The organism is Rhodococcus sp. ZPP (assembly GCF_017656075.1).
Classification (GTDB): Bacteria; Actinomycetota; Actinomycetes; order Mycobacteriales; family Mycobacteriaceae; genus Rhodococcus_F; species Rhodococcus_F oxybenzonivorans.
Window position 1 is genome coordinate 4,885,086 of the sequence record NZ_CP058638.1, and the last position, 18,628, is coordinate 4,903,713.

Genomic DNA, 18,628 nt, shown 5'->3' on the forward strand with positions numbered 1-18,628 from the left:
GTTGATCTTGCCGCTACGGAGGGCGAGGCGATGGCGAAGTTCCGGGTCGGATTCGCAACAGCACTGCTCGGTGCGCTCGTCTGCCTGCTCGGTGCGGTCCCCGTCCACGCGGCCGAAATCCCGACTCGGCCGGGTCCGGCACAGTCCGACGCCGGCGCGGCCATCCGGTACTCGAAAGACAACCCCGGTTCCGCACCCCCCGGCGTCAACGACTTCTCCTGCCGTCCCGGTCCCGAACATCCCGCCCCGGTGGTCCTCGTGCACGGGAGTGACGGCAGCGCATACTCCAACTGGGCGGGTCTGAGCCCGAAACTGAAGGCCGCCGGGTTCTGCCTCTTCGCGCTGAACTACGGCCGCAAGGCCGGAACCGACCACTTCGGGATGCAGCCCATGACGGTCGGGGCACACGAGCTCGCGGAGTTCGTCGACGACGTGCTGTCCACGACCGGCGCCGACGAGGTCGACATCGTCGGACACTCCCAGGGCGCGACCGTAGCGAGGTACTACATCAAAGAGCTCGGCGGCGCGGCCGAGGTGGATCGGTGGATCGGTCTGGCCTCGCCCTCCTACGGCGGAACCTTCTTCGGCATCGCAACCGCTGTGGTGTCACTGCCGGGCGGCACCCAATTGATCGAAGGGTTCGGCTCGGAAGCGCTGGCCGAACAGGTGGAGGGCTCCGAGTTCCTCACCCGGCTCAACAGCGGTGGTGACACTGTGCCCGGCGTCGAGTACACGACCATCGGGACGCGGTACGACGAGGTGATCCAGCCGTACACCAATGTGGAGTTACGCGACCCCGGCGCAACGAACATCATCGTCCAGGACTTGTGCCCGCTCGACCAGACCGGGCACTTCAACCTGCCGTACGACTCCTTCACCCAACAGCTCGTCCTCAACACCCTCGATCCGGCTCACGCGGCAGTGCCCCCGTGCACCGTCGTTCCCCTCGGCACGGGTATCGCCGGGGTGATCATCGCGAGCAACTCCTGAGCAGCCGGCGACCCGCCCCCTCCCAGGCTGGCCGGTTGCCCCGAGGATGCCTTTCGCTAGACTGCGGGGCAATGGAGTGGGGGATTCCATCACATGGACCCGTGCACAGTCGAGTAAGGCGGCCCATGAGTTCGGTTCTCGGAGTTTCGGTTGGCGCAAGCGCTGTGCGGTTGGCACGACCCGACTCCGTGACCCGCGAGGACTCGGAACACCGCGTGTTACCCGACTTCCGTGCCCAGGTGGTTGCCGCGGGGCGGGAACTGCCCGAGGACCTCGCCGCCGAATCGATCGGCGTCGTACTGGCCGGGGGATTCGATAACCGCGAGGTGCATGCCACCGGGGTCGCGTATCGCGACGAGGCGCAGGCAGGTGCCGTGCAGGCAGCGATGGCACGCCAACAGCTCGCGAACTACCAGCTCGTTCCCGAGGCTTCCGCGGCGCTGACAGTGCTCGACGCTGCGGGCGCGTTGGGTGACCACGCGACGCTGGTGTTCTACGACCTCGGCAGTTCCGGCCTCACCGTCAGCGTCGTCGACCGGGAAACCGGCGCCGTGGTGGAAAGCACCCGCACCGACACTGTGAGCGGTGACCTCTTCGACCGGCTGATCCGCGACAACCAGTTGGTGAACAAGCGCATCTCCACGCCGCACGACGCGGCCGCGAGCCACGCCCTGGACCTCCGTTGCCGGGAGGCCAAGGAACGGCTGTCCATCGGTGGCGCTGTCGCGGTGCCCGGGGACGGAGGCTTGCTGCTGCTGTCGCGCGATGTGTTCGATTCCCTCATCGGCGTCACCGTCGAGTCCTCTGCCCGCCTGGCTCGGGATGTGATCGCCCGGTCGGGGCGAATCCCCGACGCCGTGGTTCTCACCGGCGGTGGGGCGCGGATCCCGCTGGTGCGCGCCGTCCTCGAATCCTGGCTGGCATTGCCCGTCATCGTGCCCGACCACCCCGAACTCGTCGCAGCACAGGGCGCAGCGCTCCTGGCGCAACAGGCGCAGCGACAGCAGGCGCCCGGTGGCGTCACTGTCCTCCCGCCGCCGGCGGAGACGTTCGGTCCCTTCGTCGGGTCCACGGTGAGTCCCTGTGCTGCTGTTCCCGCCGGCCCTGCCGTGCCGCCCCTCGAGTACGACGACGCCTCCTTCGCGCGCCAAGCGCCGGGTCCGTCGGGCGGACGCAGCAGCGGGCTCTCGAGTACGCCATCGTGGTTGAGTGCGACGGCACCACCACCGAGTCAGCGCGTAGCGAAGGTCCAGATCCGGGGCGCAGCACTGGCCGGTGGGGCATTGGCCGTCATCGCACTGATCGGCCTCGGACTCAATTACGGCAGCACCCTGCTCAACAGCACGGAGGGCACGTCCCAGCCCGTCACCACTCAGCCGAAAGCGCAGCCCCCCGCGGTGAGCGAGATGGCGACCCCGTCACCGACAGCGCCGCCGCCACCTCCGACCGAAGTCGTCGAGGAGCCCGCGGCAACCGCGTCCCGGATCCAGATCCCGGAGCCGGAGCCCGAACCCCCGCCGCCCCCGCCCGCACCGGTGTTCCCGGGGCTTCCGCAGTTCCAGTTGCCACCCCTGCAGCTGCCCCCGCTGCCGAGAATCCCCGGCACATAACCTCCGCACTCCGCGACTTTCCCCGTGGTGGCGAGGCACTCTGCGCGCCTACCATGGGATGTGGTTCTCGCACTGTCCGAGTCCGGACGGCGTCGAACCCAGGTCGCGCAGGAAGGAAGTGTGCAGTGACTGTCACCCCAGCGGGGTCGTACCACACCCCGAATACACGAAACTTCTCGTCCGGTAGCACGCGCAACGGCAGTCTTCCCGTCGCGTACTACAAGCCGATCCTCAGGATGTTTCCGCCCACCAGCGAGACCGCGGAGAAGGTGGCGATGCTCACCGTCTACGGGCTGATGGTCGCGGCCCTCCTGATCATCGCGCTGCAGGTGGCCGGCATCCTCAACTGAAGCCGGCCTCACTTCGAGTGGCGGCCGCCTCGCGAAGGTGCCGCGGTGCGAAACTGCGTGCTGCCCCTGCCCCTGCCCCTGCCGCTGTCACTGTTTCCGCCGCTCCGAGATCCGAGCGGGCGTGCCAGTACCACCGCGATGGCGGTCGTCAACGGCACGGACAGTGCGAGCGCGATACCGCCGACCGCCGAGCGCACGATCTCGATGGACACCGCGTCGCTGAGCAACACGTCCTGGATCGACCGCCCCGCGACACTGAACACCAGTAGAAGGGGAAGCGCACCACCGGCGTAGGCGAGTACCAGCGTGTACACCGTGCTGGCAATGTGGTCGCGGCCCACGCGCATCGCCGAACCGAAGATCTGGCGTCGTGACGCGCCGGGGTCGAGCGAGGCGAGTTCGAAGGCCGACGCGGCCTGGGTGATCGTGACGTCGTTGAGCACACCGAGCGAGCCGATGATGAAGCCCGCCAGAAGAAGACCCGTGATGCTGACGTGCTGGATATAGGCCTGGACGTTGGTGTTCTGCTCCTCGGAAAGTCCTGTCAGCTGGGTCATCACGATCGTGACGTAGGAGAGGACCGCCGCGAGGATCATCGATGCGAGTGTGCCCAGCAGCGCGGAGCTCGTACGTAGCGATACGCCGTGCGCCAGATACAACACGGTATACAGGATGATCGCTCCGGACACGAGAGCCACCGGTATCGCCGGCTTGCCGTCCAGCAGGGCGGGAAGCATGAAGAGGACGAGCACCCCGAACGACACGACGATGCCGACCAGCGCCCGGAGTCCCCGCCAGCGAGCCACGACGATGACGACGACGGCGAAGGTCAGCGCGATGAGTGTGACGGGCCAGCCGCGGGCGTAATCCTCGAACGAATACTCCGTCGTCCCGTTCACATCGGTCTGCCGGGAGAGGCGAATACTCTCCCCGACCCTGAGGTCGGGTTGCCCGGGGCCGGGGATGATTTCGAGCAACGTCTGGGTGCCGGCGTTGGGACCGGACTCGATGTCGACGATGCTTCGCTGGCACTCGTACGCGTCCGTCGGAGGGGGCACGGGAGAACCGGTGAACGCGCGTCCCGCGGAGGAACTGCCGCAGGGGCCGATGTTCTGCATGGTCACCGTGCCTGCCTCGGTGACCGCGACGCCGCCCTGTGCGCTTTGGAAAGGCAGATCCACGGCGACGTCCTGCTTGCTCGGCCACAGCGCGATCGCACCGATCAGCACGGCGATGCCGATGACGACCAGGAGCCCGATCACCACCTTCGCGGCGACGGGCCCCACCGGCACCGGGCCGCCGCTGTGGCCGTGGCCGTGGCCGTGGCCGTGAAAGTCGCTCATCGGCGGTACCGCGTCGGCTGCCGGCTGGATAGTCTCCGCACGCACACAGGGTAGCCGGAGATCAATCGCCCTCTTTTGTGGCTGGAGTGACCAGAGATGCATGTGTTGCCGCAATATCTGGTTGGTATTGCTCCCGTGTCGCCTAGATGTCGCCAGTGTGGTTAGATATCGATGCGTGGCGCGCGGCAGCTATTACGCAGCGAACGCTGAGATCTGCGAAGGAAGGGTTGGAATCCCGAAACGAGGGGTGGGTTCCGGCTGGCCCTGACGAGAGCCTCGTGTCCTGCCGGGAGAAGTGCCGAGCTGGGTGGCGGGGTACAGGGGGGGTTGACCCCGCCACCGACCTGACGCCCACAGGGGGGGAGGGGCGACAGGTGCTCGCGGCACTCGAGGTGCCGTCTGCCAATCTACCGACACGGTGGGGGTATTCGTCAACCGGGTACGTCAATTAGCGCACCGTGTCGTAATCTGCCGACCCGACGGCCTAGGATTACAGCCGTTCGGAGGTGTCCCCATGCGTATTTCGCGGCTGCCGCGGTCCAGGAACCATCTTCGCCGGATCGTGGCGCAGATGGACCTTCCCGTGCCCTGGAGCAGGGACGAACTGGTGAACAGCGTCGCGCGGCGCCGCGGACGCCCCATCCTCGTCGTTCCGGTTGCGCACGCGCTCGTCCGCGGCGGTCATTTCGGCCTCTGGCTGGCACGGGCCACCGACGACGTCATCCTCTACGCTGCCGGGACGTCGGACGTACACGCCACGCACATCATCTGCCACGAGCTGGCGCACATGGAACTCGGGCACGATCGCACTGCGATCGGTGATACCTCCGTCGACTCGAGAGTCCTCGCCGAGGCGGCGCCGTCCGTGGACACGACGGACGTGGTCAAGGTGTTCGGTCGCTCCAACTATTCGAACGACCAGGAATACGACGCGGAGCTTCTCGCCACGCTCATCATGAGCGGACGGCGATCGACGATGTGCGACACCGGCGGTGACCCGCGGGCCTCGCGGATACTCGGAACGTTCTGACCTCGTGTACGTGCCTCCCGCCTACGTGACGTTGCCTCTGTTGTCGATTGCCTGGGCGACAACCCTTCTCCGGCTGCTCCTCGTCCGGTCGACGGTCGCCGAGCGCAGGTTGAATGCGGCGCTCGTCTTCGCGTCGCTGTCGCTCGTCCTCGGGCGTCCGGCGATCCGCGACCTCGTCGACGGCCATTTCGGTCACGGACTCACTCGAGTCCTCGGCAATGTCTGCATCATGCTGACCGCCGCATCGCTGATCAGCCTGTTCTCCGTGTGGGCACTGGGTTCCGAGAGACTTCCCCGAATTCATGTGTTCGCGTTGTCGGCGGCGCTCGTCGCGGGGGCCATCATGATCGTTCTGAGCGCGCCTGCGCGTTCGCGCGGAGTTTCTCTCGCGGACGAAGGCGGCTGGCGTTTCGCGGCATATTGCCTCACCTATGCGTCGCCGATCTTCGGGGCCGCAAGCCTCAATCTGTGGATCTCGCTGAAAGCGGTGCGCAGCGCGGTGGCCGGGCGCGAGCGCCGCATCTTCCTGGCTGTCATCGGATTGTCCCTGTTCGAGATGGCCGACATGGCAACCGTCATGGTGACGGGCATGAGCAAGGCTGTCAGCGACGGCACCACCTTCACCGAAACACACTACGACTCGGGAGCCTTCATCCGGCTGTTCGCAGTGTCGGCCGGAGCCCTGATCGCGTTGGGACCCGCGCTGCGGGCGGCCGGTCGCCGTTACCGTTCGTGGCGAGTGTCCAGGCGGCTACTGCCGATGTGGCGAACGTTGACGGAAGCCGTCCCGGAAGTGGTGCTCGAACTACGCCCCAAAGACCGCCGCACCTTGTCGGCCGACGATCGTCTGGACCGAATGGGCGTCGAGATCCGAGACGCAATCCTCATCCTGGACCGGCACGTGGTGTTCGAACTGGGCCACCAGGCGGGCAGTGCAGCGCCCGTGGTCGTGGCCACCCGATTACACCTGGCGTGCAGAGCCCGCATCGCCGGCCACTCGGCGCACGGCACCGGCGTGCTCGCACACTCGTGGTCATCCGACATCGGCGGCGAACCATGGGAGCTGGCGAAGCTGGCCGATCACTGGCACGACGCCGAACAGGTGGCCGCAACACTGTGGGAGCGGCGGCTACCGCAGTTCGGTGGGCGCAAGCAGCTACCGTCCCGGATGACCGTCTGACGACCGCCGGATAGGGCTACGCCGGGCGGCCGGGGGTTCGCCGCAAGTTCTCCAGAACCGGGATCAAGGATTCCATCTCGTCTGCAGTCGGGAGCGCGGCGGCATCGAGCGAGCGCATGGACAGATGCTGCACGCCGGCGTCCCGGACGGCGATCTTGAAGCGCACGAGGGTGTCGTAATCGCCGTACCCGTCGGCGGCAAGGTACTGCTCGGGTGCGGAGAAGTGCTGGGCGACCGCCCGGAGCACCTCGGCCTGGGCTGCGTGCTCCTCGCCGCGCCGCAACGAATCGATCACCGAGGGCTCCACGGTCCTCCCGAGTATGCGGGAGACGCTCGCGGCGACGACCTCTGTCCCGGGCTCCGGGTCGTCGAGTTCGTGGGCCAGCGCAAAGAGGCGGTTGACCCGCACCGACAGTGGCACGCCGTTCATGCTGTCACCTCCGTGTCGCCGCTACGTTCCGGGTGGTCGGTGTCTTTCAGTCTCACCGCGTCTTCCCATCGGCGCCAGAAGCGCTCGCGCGTGGCGGCATCCAGGCCCTCTTCCCGCCCGTAGAGGAAGCGGCGGTAGAGGGCTTCCTCCCGCTCGTGCGGGTCGTCCGCGGTGGAGGGTTCCTCGAGCAGATGGCCGAAGGCGAACTCGATCAGTGGCTGGCGGGGGCCGGCCGGACCTCCGTTGACCTCGAGCAAACGGGTGACGTAAGCGCCGGTGATCTTCGACACCACCCGGCTGAGGTCGGCAGCGGCGTCGGCCAATCCCGGCACCTCCGGATGAGCCGCACTCAGCGTGGTGATCCGGGTGTGTGGGCCGAGGATCTCGATGATCGTGTCCAGGCTCAGCGGAATTTCGGACGGCCCCAGCGTGAGCGGGCGAGACGGCGCCGACCGCTCATCCGCGTCCAGGGCCTCGAGGGGAGTGGGGCTGCCGCCCTCGAGCGTCCGGGCCGCGCTCCCGGGGGCCCAGCGCAGCGCGACGTCCAGTTTGCGGAGAGTCTCGATACTCGGGTCCGGCCCGGTCCCGTTCTCGGCGCGGGTCTGCGCCGCGTCGGACGGGCCACCGGCAGCCGTGACCTGGTCTTGCGTGAGGTTCAGCAAACGCCGTCGCTTGTAGACGAACTGTCCGAAACGCGCGCGGGTGCTGGTGACCATGTGTTCCCCCGGAAGACACGCAAGCGACGCGCGTGTCGCTTGCTGTGCCTCGATCCTACTGCTTGTAGCTGGTGAGGAAATTACCGAACCGCTCGATGGCCACAGCGAGATCGCGAGCCCACGGCAGTGTCACGATCCGCAGATGGTCGTGGTCCGGCCAGTTGAACCCCGTGCCCTGCACCATCAGGATCTTCTCCTGCAGGAGTAGGTCCTGGACCAGCTTCTCGTCGTCGTAGATTTCGTACACGTTGGGGTCCAGACGGGGGAACGCGTACAGCGCACCTCGAGGCTTGACGCAGGAGACCCCGGGGATCATGTTGAGCCGCTCCCACGCCACGTCCCGCTGCTCGAGCAGTCGCCCGCCGGGCAGAATCAGATCTTCGATGCTCTGGTGACCGCCGAGCGCCACCTGGATGGCGTGCTGACCCGGAACGTTCGGGCACAGCCGGGTGGACGCCAGCAGGTCCAGCCCCTCGAGGAAGCCCGCAGCATGCGCCTTGGGCCCGGTGACGGCGACCCAACCGGAGCGGTACCCCGCCACCCGGTACGCCTTCGACAGGCCGTTGAAGGTCAGGCACAGCAGGTCGGGCGCGAGCGTGGCCAGGGAGATGTGCTTGGCGTCGTCGTAGAGGATCTTGTCGTAGATCTCGTCCGCCAGCAGCAGCAGGTGATGCTTGCGCGCCAGGTCGACCAGTTGCTGCAGCACCTCCATCGAGTACACCGCACCCGTGGGGTTGTTCGGGTTGATGACCAGCAGCGCCTTGGTCTTCTCGGTGATCTTCGACTCGATGTCCGCGATGTCGGGATTCCAGTCGTTGCCCTCGTCGCAGAGATAGTGGACGGGAGTGCCGCCGGCCAGGCTGGTCATCGCCGTCCACAGCGGGTAGTCCGGTGCGGGAATCAGCACCTCGTCACCGTTGTCGAGCAGGGCCTGCATCGTCATGGTGATGAGCTCGGAGACACCGTTACCCAGGTAGATGTCGTCGACATCGAGCTCGGGGAAGCCGGGGACCAGTTCGTAGCGGGTGACGATCGCCCGACGGGCCGAGAGGATGCCCTTCGACTCGGAGTAACCCTGCGCATAGGGGAGCGCCGCAATCATGTCGCGCATGATCACGTCGGGCGCGTCGAAACCGAACGGCGCGGGGTTGCCGATGTTGAGCTTGAGGATCCGATGCCCCTCCGCCTCGAGCCGGGCGGCGTGGGCGTGTACCGGTCCACGAATCTCGTACAGCACGTTCTGGAGCTTGGTCGACTGCTCCAGTGTGCGTGGCGGTGTGCGGTGATGGCCGTGGTCTGGGTTGCTCACGACCGCCATTCTCCCACCCCTGGGCAACTCGATTTCTACTGGTCGGTACGAGCGCCCTGGTCGGAGGTGGTCGACCCGCGAAAAAGCAGACACATGTGAGGAAGGTCACCGTACCCTCGACAAGAGGTCCGATTCGGCCTACGCCCCACAGTCACCCGGAGGCACGAGAAAGATGTCCGCACCGGAATTCACCCGTCCCGCACCCGTCGACGTCGTGCACCACAGCCACCTCACGGGCGTATTCGAGCCCCAACGCGAGGAGGTGGACGTGGGCGCCCTCGACGTGATCGGCGAACTGCCCGGCGATCTTCAGGGCGCCTACCTCCGCAACGGACCGAATCCGCGCTTCGACCCGATCGGCAGCTATATCTATCCCCTCGACGGCGACGGCATGGTGCATCGCGTCGAAGTGACCGACGGCACTGCCCGATACACCAATCGATTCGTCCGCACGCCGATGGTGGAGGCGGAGGAGAAGGCGGGGCACGTCATCTGGCCGGGCGTCACCGATCTGTACACACCCGGCGTGGAGGAGGTGGGGCCCGATCTCGCCGGCAGACCGCGCGAACTACCGGACATCAACGTGGTGCGGCACAGCGGGCGACTGCTGGCAATGGCCGAGACCAGCCTGCCGTACCGGTTGAATCCCGAGGACCTGAGCACGCTCGGACCGGACAACTGCGACGGCGCGATGTCCGTGGGGAGCACCGCCCACCCCAAGATCGACCCGGTGACCGGCGAGATGGTGCTGTTCAACTACATGCTCGAAGCCCCGTATCTCACCTGGTCGGTGGTGGCCGCTGACGGGTCGGCTGCCCGCCCGCCGACGGCGGTCGACGGCGTGGACACGCCGTTGATGATCCACGACATGGCCCTGACGCGTCGGTACATCGTGTTGATGCTGTGCCCCCTCGTCTTCGACATGGCTGCGGTGCTGACCGGTGGTTCGGTGCTCGACTGGCGGCCCGAGGAGGGAACGCGTATCGCGCTGATTCCGCGCGACGGCGGCCGCGTGCGCTGGCTGACGTGTGATGCGTACTGGGTGTGGCACTTCGCCAATGCCTTCGATCTGCCCGACGGAAAGGTGTCCGTCGACTATGTGGAGTGGACGTACCCCGGTGGGTTCGCCAAGGCGCCGGCTCCCTCGACCGGGTCACTGGTCCGCGTCGTCATCGATCCCGAGACCGGACACCTGACGAAGGATGTCATGTCCGACCGCGACGTCGAGTTCCCCCGAGTCGACGACCGCGAACTCGCCGCACCGCATCGCGCGATCGCCACCGTCGGCAAGCTCGACGTCAGCCGGGGCAGGCAGGATTCGTTGTGGTTCTTCGACACCGTCCGCGGCACGCAATGTCACTGGGACCCGGGCAGTGTGTCGGTGGGCGAACCGATCTTCATGCCGGGCGCCGAGCACGAATACTGGGGAATGATCGGCACCGACCGGAACGACATGTCGTCGTGGTTCTTCGTGCTTCCCGCCGAAGACCCCGGAGCGGGGCCGATCGCCAAGGTGCGGTTGCCTATCCGGGTGCCTGCAGGACTTCACGGGGCGTGGCTGCCGGCACAGTGAGGTGAGGCGGAATATCCTCGGCCAATGACTTCTGCGCCCTACGGCTCCTGGCCCTCTCCGATCGCGGCGGCGGACCTCGCGTCCAGCGGCCACCCCGTTGAGGGCGGCCGGTACGTCGGTGACGACGTGTGGTGGTCGGAGCTGCGCCCCAGCGAAGGTGGGCGTGTCGCCGTGCGCCGTCTCGGGCTGGACGACGAGCCGGAAGACGTGCTGCCTGCTCCGTGGAACGCGCGGACACGGGTACACGAATACGGCGGTGGCGCCTGGACGGTGACCGACTCCGGCCATCTCGTGTTCGCCGAGTTCGGTGATCAACGGCTCTACCTCCTCGAAGGTGCGACGCCCGTACCCCTGACCCCTGTTCCGCCGCAGCCGTGCTCCTTGCGTTACGGCGACCTGTCGGTCGTCGACGGAGCGGTATGGGCGGTGCGGGAAATGCACGACACCGAGGGCGGCGTCACCCGCGACATCTGCGTGGTTCCTCTGGACGGGTCGGGCGCGGACGACCCCGATCGTGTCCGGTCCGTCGTGGCCGGGTCCGACTTCCTCGCGTATCCGCGACTGTCCCCCGACCGACGCCACCTCGCGTGGATCGCGTGGAACCACCCTCAAATGCCTTGGGACGGTACCGAGCTCAGGATTGTGGACCTTGCCGGTGGCCGCGCGGTCGGCGAGGTGAGGACACTTCTCGGTGGACCCGAGGAATCGGTGCTGCAGCCCGAATGGGTGGGAGTGGACGAGCTCCACGTCGTGAGCGACCGCAGTGGTTGGTGGAACATGTACCGCATCGGCAGCGACGGTGCGGACCCCGTGGCGCTGTGCCCGATGGACGCAGATATCGGTGGCCCACTGTGGATGCTGGGCGCGCGCTGGCACACCCGACGCGAAGACGGCACCCTGCTCACCGTCCGTACCTTCGGGACCGACACCCTGGCGGTGCTCGATCCGGACACGGGCTCCCTGACGGATATCCCCCTCGACGGTCTCACCACGGTCGGCTTGTCCGACCGCAAGGGGAATCGCCTGTTGCTGCTCACGGGGGGCGCGAAAGCTCCGTCGGGCTTACGCGAGCTCGACCTCGACACCGGCGCACTCCGCACCGTCCGCCTGTCCGTCACCGAGCTCCCCGAGGCCGCGTACCTCCCCGAGGCGCAGCAGTTGACCTTCCGGGGTCCCGAGAGGGAGGTGCACGTGATCGCCTACCCGCCACGTCACCCGCTGTACAGCGGCATGGACGGCGAGCTGCCGCCGTACGTGGCGTTCGTTCACGGTGGGCCCACCTCCCGCGTGACACCGACCCTCAATCCGGTGTTCGCGTTCTTCACCAGTCGCGGAATCGGTGTCGTCGATGTGAACTACGGCGGGTCCACCGGATACGGGCGTGAGTACCGGAACCGGCTCCGAGGCCAGTGGGGTGTGGTCGACGTCGAAGACGTGGTCACGGCGGTGACCGGTCTGGCCGACGCCGGACTGGCGGATCCGCGCAGGCTCGCCATCGAGGGTGGTTCGGCCGGTGGCTGGACCGTTCTGGCGGCGCTGACAACTTCCGACGTGTTCGCCTGCGGGGCATCCTATTACGGTGTGGCCGAGCTCGACGGTTTCGTCAAGGAGACACACGACTTCGAGTCCCGGTACATCGACGGGTTGATCGGACCGCTCCCCGAATCGGCCGACCTCTACGCCGAGCGTGCGCCCTTGAACAACGTCGACGGACTGAACTGCCCGGTCCTGCTGCTCCAGGGACTCGACGACCCGATCGTCCCGCCGTCGCAGGCGGAGCGATTCCGGGATGCGCTCGTCGCCAAGGGCATACCCCACGCCTACCTCGCGTACGAGGGCGAGTCGCACGGGTTCCGCAGGCTCGCCACGTTGATCAGTTCGCGCAACGCCGAGCTCTCGTTCTACGGTCAGGTGCTCGGATTCGAACCGCCCGACATTCCGCGGCTCGAACTCTGGCGTCCGGACGCGGAGCAGTAGGACTGCGGTCGGTCAGACGTCGAGCAGGGCGCGCGACGACGCGGCGGCATAGATCAGCATGAGCACGAACAACATCCAGCCGGCGCCCTGCCAGACGAACCATCTGCCCCCGGCACGCCACACCTGATATGTGCGGACGAAGGCCGTGACACCGCCGAGCAGCAGCACGAGAGGAGGGCCGAAGACGAGAAGGTACTTTTCGTCTCCGGCACACTCCATCATCGAGTCCGTGCAGTCCCCGGATTGCGTCGACATCCACCCGAGTGCCACCAACATTGTCAGCAGAGCGGCACCGAGTACCGACAACGTGAACGTGGCGGCACTTCGAAAGATGCGATCGGTGTCTCGACTTTCGTCCGTCGTCATCGAGCGACCCGATCGACCGGCTCGCTGTGTCCTGCGGCGCCCGCGCAATGGGCGCAACAGAACATCACTTCCTCTACCTCGACGCCGTGACCGATGATCCGGCACCCGCAATGCGAGCATTCGGGTGCCATCGCAGAGATCGCACACTCGAAGCTGTCGAAGGTGGCGGATCGATCACCCCGGGTCACCGTAAATGTTTTGTCATATTCGTTTCCGCAGGTCTCACACGTGGCCATGTCGACTCCTTCCTCGCGGACACGAGAGTCGGTTACCCCCGGTCGCTGACGCGAATCAGGCGGTCACACCGCGAAAACAGCGCCCCCACCGTGTCCGGTGGGGGCGCTGGTTGTCGTGCCGAGTGGAGCTAGCTCTTGCGACCCGGTGCCTTGGCTCCGGACTTGAAGCCGAGCCCACCCGGCTTCGCCTTCGGCGGCGCCGGCGTCTGGCCGTTCGATCCGTCACCGTTCGACGCCGAATCCTCGGCTGAATCGACGGCATCGACCTTCGTCGCTGCCGTCTTCACGGCTTCAGCCTCGGACGCGGGGGCGGTGTCCGTCTCGCCTGCCGGTGCCTTGGGAGCAGCGGCATCGGGAGCGGCGGCCTTGGGAGCGGCTGCGCGACGGGCACCCGGTGCTTTGGCGCCGCCCTTGAAACCGAGCCCGCCGGCCTTCGGAGCCGGGGGAGCCTTCGGCGCCTCGCTGACAGGTGCCTCGGCGGTGGCAGGTGCTTCGGCGGTCGAAGGTGCCTCGGGTTCGGCAGCCGGTGCCGGTGCAGAATCGGCCGTCGGAGCGACGTCGGCCTTGGCGCCGGGCGCCTTCGCCTTGCCCTTCATCTGCAGACCCTTGCCGCCCGGTGCCTTGGCTCCGGAGGCGAGTCCCAATCCCTTCGGCTTGGGTGCCGCGGAGGTCGGGGCTGCCTCGGCGGGAGCGTCGGACGGCGCCGAAGTGCCGGCAGCAGGAGCAGCGGCCTTGGCACCGGGCGCCTTTCCGGCCCCCTTCATCTGCAGACCCTTGCCACCGGGAGCCTTGGCCCCGCCGGCGAGTCCCAGGCCCTTGGGCTTGGGAGCCTCTGCGGCAGGTGCCTCGGCGCTCTCGGCCGCCGGCGCTGCGGTCTTCTTCGCGCCGGGCGCCTTGGCGCCGCCTGCCATGCCAAGCCCCTTGCCGGGAGCCTTCGCCCCAGGTGCTGTGGCGCCGGGCGCCTTGGCCAGGCCCTTCATTGCCAAGCCCTTACCGGCGGGAGCCTGCTTGGCGGCCGGAGAGTCGGCCGCCTCCTCGATCTCCCGGACCCGCTCCTTCTCGACGACCTCCGCCTTCGCCTCGTCTTTCACCGGCTCCACCGGCTTCTGCGGCTCGGCCGGCTTCTCACGAGGGATCACCTTGATGTTGTCGGCCAGCTTGTCCGCGTCGAGACGCGTGATGGACGACAACATCAGCTGGGCGACGTCCACGACCTCGACGCCTTCACCCTGACCGGACTCCTGGCGCGCGGTGACACCGTCGTTGAGCATGACCCGGCAGAACGGGCAACCGGTCGCGATCTTGGTGGTTGCGGTGCTCAGCGCCTCATCCACCCGGTCGACGTTGATGCGCTTGCCGATGTTCTCTTCCATCCACATGCGGGCACCACCGGCACCACAGCACATCGAACGCTCGCCGTGCCGCGGCATCTCCTTCAGCTTCGCGCCGGACGCCTCCATGAGTTCACGTGGGGCGTCGTACACCTTGTTGTGACGGCCGAGGAAGCAGGGGTCGTGGTAGGTCACGTCCTCGCCGACCGAGGCGACGGGGATCAGCTTCTTCTGGCGGACCAAGCGGTTGAGCAACTGAGTGTGGTGAACCACCTCGTACTGACCACCGACCTGCGGGTACTCGTTGCCCAGGGCGTTGAAGCAGTGGGCACAGGTGACGACGATCTTGCGCTTGTTTTGCTCGACGCCGTCGAACACCGAATTCAGCGTTTCGATGTTCTGCATGGCCAGCTGCTGGAACAGGAACTCGTTGCCGGCACGCCGAGCGGAGTCGCCGGTGCAGGTTTCCTCGGCGCCGAGGACCATGAACTTGACGCCCGCTGTGGCGAGCAATTCGGCAACAGCCTTCGTGGTCTTCTTCGCACGGTCCTCGTAGGCGCCGGCGCAGCCGACCCAGAACAGGTACTCGTAGTCCTCGAAGCTGTCCGCATCCTGGCCGTAGACCGGGATGTCGAAGTCCATCTCGCTGATCCAGTTGAGACGGTCCTTGGCGTTCTGACCCCAGGGATTGCCCTTGTTCTCGAGGTTCTTGAAGAGTCCGGCGAGCTCGGAGGGGAACTCCGACTCGATCAGCACCTGGTAACGGCGCATGTCGATGATGTGATCGACGTGCTCGATGTCCACCGGGCACTGCTCGACACACGCACCGCAGTTGGTGCACGACCACAAAACCTCGGAGTCGATGACCGGCGCCAACTCGCCCTCGACGGTTTCGCCGACAAGCTTGCGCTCCGCCTCACGGCGGGCACTCTCCGGGATGGCGGAGAGCTTCGCCTCGTCCACGCCGCCTTCGCCGTCGACCAGCCCGATCTCGTCGCCGCCCATGTCCTTACGGCCACCGGCCAGCAGGTACGGGGCCTTCGCCGATCCGTGGTCGCGCAGCGACGTGATGAGGAGCTTCGGCGACAGCGGCTTGCCGGTGTTCCAGGCGGGGCACTGCGACTGGCAGCGGCCGCACTCGGTGCAGGTGCTGAAGTCGAGCCAGCCCTTCCACGAGAAGTCCTCGATGCTGCCGGCGCCGAACGTGTCGTTGTCGGGATCGGCATCCTCCATGTTGATCGGCTTGCCGCCGGACATCATGGGCTTGGCCGCACCGAGGGCGACGCCGCCGTCGTCCTCACGCTTGAAGTAAATGTTGAAGAAGGCCGCGAACCGGTGCCAGGCGACACCCCAGGTGATGTTGCGGCCGACGATGTACAGCCAGATCATGCCCGACATCAACTTGACGAACGCGAAGACCGCCACCAGATTGGGGCTGGCGGGCAGCAGCTTTGCCAGGTTCATCGTGAAGAAGTCGGTCCACGCGTTGGCATGCCCGTAGGTGGCGATCTTTCCGGCCTTGACGAAGATCATGCCGAGACCCTCGATGAGGACGACCGCCTCGACGAAGTACGCCGCGCGGAAGTTCGAGCCCGCGAATCGGGACAGCCGCTCCGGCCTGCGCGGGTGGTTGAGCTGCCGGATCACGATCAGGGTGGTGATACCGATGACCGTGCCGAGGCCAAGGACCTCGTCGATGAAGTGGTAGACGGCGGTGTTACCGACGAGCGGCCAGTGGAAAGCCGGGTCGAAGGTCTGGCCGTAAGCCTCGAACCAGACGACCGCACCCAGCATGAAACCGACCATGACCAGCCAGTGGGCCCAGCCGACCGTGCGGAACTTGGCCATGCGGGTGTGGGCGATGAACTCGACGCACATCTGCTTGAAGCGGGGAAGGAAGGGTCGCCAGCGGTCGGGTGCCGGTTGGCCCAGGCGGACGATGCTCACCGTCTTCAGCACGCCACCGATGAAGGCGAACCAACACACGAGGCTCAACAGCACGCCGATGGTGCCCAACGTGATCGTCAGGGCATTCATGTCGCGGCCTTTCGTTTCAGGGCGGCGCGGGGGCCACCACGGGAATGCTCAAGATCGTAACCCGTCGTAAGTTACCCGTCAGTAACTCTAGCATCCTACTGACCGGTAACCAGTGTTTTTCGGCGGTTTACCAGCACCTTCGGGGTGTCCAATCGGTGTGAGAGGAAGCACCGACCGGACGTAACTGAAAGTCACGTTAGGTGGTCGAAAAGTGACCCCGCTCCCAAGGTCGTCCTAACTTCACTTTCCGGGCGTGCAGAAATGCGGACTCGGTGGTCCTCCTGCGGGACCTCGTCGGCGGCCGCTGTCGCGGAGGTGATGCGATGGCGTTGCAATCGAATAACAATTGCTGCATTTTTGTTTGGTTTTTCGGGCGGAGTTTGAGCGACAGGCGAGCTTTTGTCATTCGACTGAATTACGAAACACCGTTCATTACCCGTCGGTAACATGGAACCGGTAACGGGTTTCCATTTTTGAACGTTCCGGTCGTGACTGCGCTGTTACTCTGAGCGTGTTTTCCGGCTCTGCCCAGCGTCGTGCGGGGAGGGCTCAGCGCGCAATCCGATCCAGAACACGGTTTTCCAGAACACGATTTTCCAGTACTTCCGTCGGGACGTTCCTGAAAGAGGCATCCATGATCGTGAGAAAAGCTGCAGCCACAGCGGGAATGGCGGCACTGGCCATCGTCTCAGCTGCTGGAGTTTCCCAAGCGGAACCCGTTGCGGGGCCCGCTTCCGCGCCGGTGTCGAGCGCACCGGCAGTGTCGTCGCTACCGTTCCACGACGTCGCCTCCCGCGAGGAGAACGACCGGGCCTTCGCCCAGTTCGGTACACAGGTCGGTATCGCGGTCACCGTCGGGAGCTTGGTCGGAACCATGGCCGGCGCTGGAATCGGCTGTGTAGCAACGTTGCCCGCGTGCCTTCCTGGTCTAGTGACCGGTGCTGGGATTGGCGGGGTGGTCGGGACGATCGTCGCCGGCGGCCCCACGCTGGGCGTGAGCGCGTACCAACTGTGGGAGACGTATAACGCCGCTCCCGGCACCTCCATCTACGCGGACCGCGACAAGTAGTCCCGGTCTCCCTGCTTCAGCCCCGTCGTGGCTCGTTCACGGCGGGGCTGTTCGCTGCCCGGGCTCGGAGAGCTGCCCCACAACGAAACCGTCCCCTGGTCTGTTTGCTGGAGATTATCTGAATGCGTGCTCGGTAAAAGGCGACTGGCCGGGTTTCCATTCTTGTGAATGGTCGTCGATTCCTTACTCGGTATCGGCATTGCCGGATTGCACGATTTTATCGAACAGTGCCTGAATTGGGATCTGTCACAGGCGCACGTTACTGTCCTTTATGGATGGGGTTGAAACTCTAAGGGGATGGAATGAAGTTGCGTCGTTTCGTTACGACATCGGCTCTATTGGTTGGTGTCCTGGCGACGGGCTCAGGGGTAGCGGTCGCGGACCCGGCAGAATCTCGCGACGATATCGGGTACGAGGCGCACGTCGAGGACCGCGCCGTCGTGACCACACTCGATGCCGGCGTGTTCGAGCTCTCCTCGGACGGGAAGTCGGTGGCGATCAAGGATGCAGGCGGGGCAACCGTAGTGTCGCTTCCTCTTGCGTACCGCTTCGATGGGCTCGAGTTTCCGTTCGAGGAGGAGATTACCGAAGACGGTAAGACGCTCCGACTGACACCGAGCGTCGACAAGGCCGAAGCCACGCCCGTCGCTCCCGACGACCGGATCGAGGCCGTCGCGCTGCACGACGTCGCTTCGATCGACGAGAACACCCGAGCTCAATCGGCCTTTCAGCAGCAATTGGGAATTGCCACCACGGTCGGGAGTCTCGGCGGCACGATCGTCGGCGGAATCCTCGGATTCGCCGTCGGATGCGCTATCGGCACTCCCGTCGCGGTGTTCGGATGCCTGCCGTTCGGTGTGACCGGAGCCGGAATCGGCGCCATTATCGGCACGATTGTCGTCGGTGGTCCCACGCTGGTAGTCGCGGGCATCGATCTGATCAACACGCTGAACGCGCCTCCCGGCACCACGAAGTGGGTGAAGTAGGAGGCGTCCGTCCTCTCTTCTCGCCGCCCGCCCTCCGTCACCTGGAGGGCGGGCGGTTCCCGTTTCGATGAGTGAGCTCTATCACACCTGATGAG

General features: G+C 66.2%; 16 protein-coding genes. 9 read left to right on the forward strand and 7 right to left on the reverse strand.

What is annotated here, in order from left to right; genetic code table 11:
- Positions 1-30 precede the first annotated feature (30 nt).
- The 3 genes from HYG77_RS22635 to HYG77_RS22645 all read left to right on the forward strand — a co-directional run bounded on the left by HYG77_RS22635 (position 31) and on the right by HYG77_RS22645 (position 2,950).
- Positions 31-990 (forward strand): alpha/beta fold hydrolase, encoded by a 960-nt coding sequence (locus tag HYG77_RS22635; protein WP_109332876.1) that lies wholly within the window; start codon positions 31-33, stop codon positions 988-990.
- A gap of 125 nt (positions 991-1,115) precedes the next feature.
- Complete coding sequence (locus HYG77_RS22640; RefSeq protein WP_208960695.1) at positions 1,116-2,600, forward strand: Hsp70 family protein; 1,485 nt, start codon at positions 1,116-1,118, stop codon at positions 2,598-2,600.
- A 125-nt stretch (positions 2,601-2,725) separates the two neighbouring features.
- Entirely contained in the window at positions 2,726-2,950 is a 225-nt protein-coding gene (locus tag HYG77_RS22645; RefSeq protein WP_208960696.1) for a hypothetical protein, read from the forward strand.
- Positions 2,951-2,958: 8 nt separating this feature from the next.
- On the opposite strand, the gene HYG77_RS22650 is transcribed toward HYG77_RS22645, so the two are convergent.
- Positions 2,959-4,293: a YibE/F family protein gene (locus tag HYG77_RS22650; protein ID WP_208960697.1), complete on the reverse strand. Its 1,335-nt coding sequence runs from the start codon at positions 4,291-4,293 to the stop codon at positions 2,959-2,961.
- Positions 4,294-4,807: 514 nt separating this feature from the next.
- On the opposite strand from HYG77_RS22650, the gene HYG77_RS22655 reads away from it, so the two are divergent.
- Positions 4,808-5,323, forward strand: coding sequence for a hypothetical protein (locus HYG77_RS22655; RefSeq protein WP_208960698.1), 516 nt, complete (start codon positions 4,808-4,810; stop codon positions 5,321-5,323).
- Between the two features lie 4 nt (positions 5,324-5,327).
- Complete coding sequence (locus tag HYG77_RS22660) at positions 5,328-6,503, forward strand: MAB_1171c family putative transporter (RefSeq protein WP_109335318.1); 1,176 nt, start codon at positions 5,328-5,330, stop codon at positions 6,501-6,503.
- A 16-nt stretch (positions 6,504-6,519) separates the two neighbouring features.
- Here HYG77_RS22660 and HYG77_RS22665 read toward each other — a convergent pair whose 3' ends face one another.
- The 3 genes from HYG77_RS22665 to HYG77_RS22675 are packed head-to-tail and all read right to left on the reverse strand — an operon-like array spanning position 6,520 to position 8,967.
- Complete coding sequence (locus tag HYG77_RS22665; RefSeq protein WP_109332869.1) at positions 6,520-6,933, reverse strand: hypothetical protein; 414 nt, start codon at positions 6,931-6,933, stop codon at positions 6,520-6,522.
- Positions 6,930-7,649 carry a helix-turn-helix domain-containing protein gene (locus tag HYG77_RS22670; protein WP_109332867.1) on the reverse strand — a complete coding sequence of 240 codons (720 nt, stop codon included), beginning with the start codon at positions 7,647-7,649 and terminating at the stop codon, positions 6,930-6,932. The genes HYG77_RS22665 and HYG77_RS22670 overlap by 4 nt, the downstream gene beginning before the upstream one ends.
- Before the next feature lie 55 nt (positions 7,650-7,704).
- Positions 7,705-8,967, reverse strand: a complete 1,263-nt coding sequence (locus tag HYG77_RS22675) for a pyridoxal phosphate-dependent aminotransferase (protein ID WP_109332866.1) — start codon at positions 8,965-8,967, stop codon at positions 7,705-7,707.
- 163 nt (positions 8,968-9,130) lie between these two features.
- Between HYG77_RS22675 and HYG77_RS22680 the strand changes: the two genes are divergently transcribed.
- A complete protein-coding gene (locus tag HYG77_RS22680) occupies positions 9,131-10,531 on the forward strand; it encodes a carotenoid oxygenase family protein (RefSeq protein WP_208960699.1) in 1,401 nt (466 codons plus the stop codon).
- A gap of 24 nt (positions 10,532-10,555) precedes the next feature.
- Positions 10,556-12,508, forward strand: a complete 1,953-nt coding sequence (locus tag HYG77_RS22685; protein WP_208960700.1) for a prolyl oligopeptidase family serine peptidase — start codon at positions 10,556-10,558, stop codon at positions 12,506-12,508.
- A gap of 12 nt (positions 12,509-12,520) precedes the next feature.
- Here the strand turns inward: HYG77_RS22685 and HYG77_RS22690 are convergent, their stop codons facing one another.
- The 3 genes from HYG77_RS22690 to HYG77_RS22695 all read right to left on the reverse strand — a co-directional run bounded on the left by HYG77_RS22690 (position 12,521) and on the right by HYG77_RS22695 (position 16,478).
- Positions 12,521-12,874, reverse strand: coding sequence for a hypothetical protein (locus HYG77_RS22690; RefSeq protein ID WP_208960701.1), 354 nt, complete (start codon positions 12,872-12,874; stop codon positions 12,521-12,523).
- A complete protein-coding gene (locus tag HYG77_RS39795) occupies positions 12,871-13,110 on the reverse strand; it encodes a hypothetical protein (protein ID WP_109332862.1) in 240 nt (79 codons plus the stop codon). Before HYG77_RS39795 ends, HYG77_RS22690 begins: the two co-directional genes overlap by 4 nt.
- 128 nt (positions 13,111-13,238) lie before the next feature.
- Positions 13,239-16,478, reverse strand: coding sequence for a (Fe-S)-binding protein (locus HYG77_RS22695; RefSeq protein WP_208960702.1), 3,240 nt, complete (start codon positions 16,476-16,478; stop codon positions 13,239-13,241).
- Positions 16,479-17,112: 634 nt separating this feature from the next.
- Between HYG77_RS22695 and HYG77_RS22700 the strand changes: the two genes are divergently transcribed.
- Both HYG77_RS22700 and HYG77_RS22705 read left to right on the forward strand, forming a co-directional pair.
- Positions 17,113-17,547 (forward strand): hypothetical protein, encoded by a 435-nt coding sequence (locus HYG77_RS22700; protein WP_109332856.1) that lies wholly within the window; start codon positions 17,113-17,115, stop codon positions 17,545-17,547.
- Between the two features lie 302 nt (positions 17,548-17,849).
- A complete protein-coding gene (locus tag HYG77_RS22705) occupies positions 17,850-18,533 on the forward strand; it encodes an ammonium transporter (RefSeq protein ID WP_208960703.1) in 684 nt (227 codons plus the stop codon).
- The last annotated feature ends 95 nt before the right edge of the window (positions 18,534-18,628 follow it).

Excerpts from the sequence above, each read along its gene's own strand:
- HYG77_RS22680 (WP_208960699.1), top strand. The coding sequence starts at position 9,131 with ATGTCCGCACCGGAATTCACCCGTCCCGCACCCGTCGACGTCGTGCAC.
- HYG77_RS22705 (WP_208960703.1), top strand. The coding sequence starts at position 17,850 with ATGAAGTTGCGTCGTTTCGTTACGACATCGGCTCTATTGGTTGGTGTC.
- HYG77_RS39795 (WP_109332862.1), bottom strand. The coding sequence starts at position 13,110 with ATGGCCACGTGTGAGACCTGCGGAAACGAATATGACAAAACATTTACG.
- HYG77_RS22690 (WP_208960701.1), bottom strand. The coding sequence starts at position 12,874 with ATGACGACGGACGAAAGTCGAGACACCGATCGCATCTTTCGAAGTGCC.
- HYG77_RS22670 (WP_109332867.1), bottom strand. The coding sequence starts at position 7,649 with ATGGTCACCAGCACCCGCGCGCGTTTCGGACAGTTCGTCTACAAGCGA.
- HYG77_RS22695 (WP_208960702.1), bottom strand. The coding sequence starts at position 16,478 with ATGAATGCCCTGACGATCACGTTGGGCACCATCGGCGTGCTGTTGAGC.
- HYG77_RS22640 (WP_208960695.1), top strand. The coding sequence starts at position 1,116 with ATGAGTTCGGTTCTCGGAGTTTCGGTTGGCGCAAGCGCTGTGCGGTTG.
- HYG77_RS22665 (WP_109332869.1), bottom strand. The coding sequence starts at position 6,933 with ATGAACGGCGTGCCACTGTCGGTGCGGGTCAACCGCCTCTTTGCGCTG.
- HYG77_RS22685 (WP_208960700.1), top strand. The coding sequence starts at position 10,556 with ATGACTTCTGCGCCCTACGGCTCCTGGCCCTCTCCGATCGCGGCGGCG.
- HYG77_RS22700 (WP_109332856.1), top strand. The coding sequence starts at position 17,113 with ATGATCGTGAGAAAAGCTGCAGCCACAGCGGGAATGGCGGCACTGGCC.
- HYG77_RS22650 (WP_208960697.1), bottom strand. The coding sequence starts at position 4,293 with ATGAGCGACTTTCACGGCCACGGCCACGGCCACGGCCACAGCGGCGGC.
- HYG77_RS22635 (WP_109332876.1), top strand. The coding sequence starts at position 31 with ATGGCGAAGTTCCGGGTCGGATTCGCAACAGCACTGCTCGGTGCGCTC.
- HYG77_RS22675 (WP_109332866.1), bottom strand. The coding sequence starts at position 8,967 with ATGGCGGTCGTGAGCAACCCAGACCACGGCCATCACCGCACACCGCCA.
- HYG77_RS22655 (WP_208960698.1), top strand. The coding sequence starts at position 4,808 with ATGCGTATTTCGCGGCTGCCGCGGTCCAGGAACCATCTTCGCCGGATC.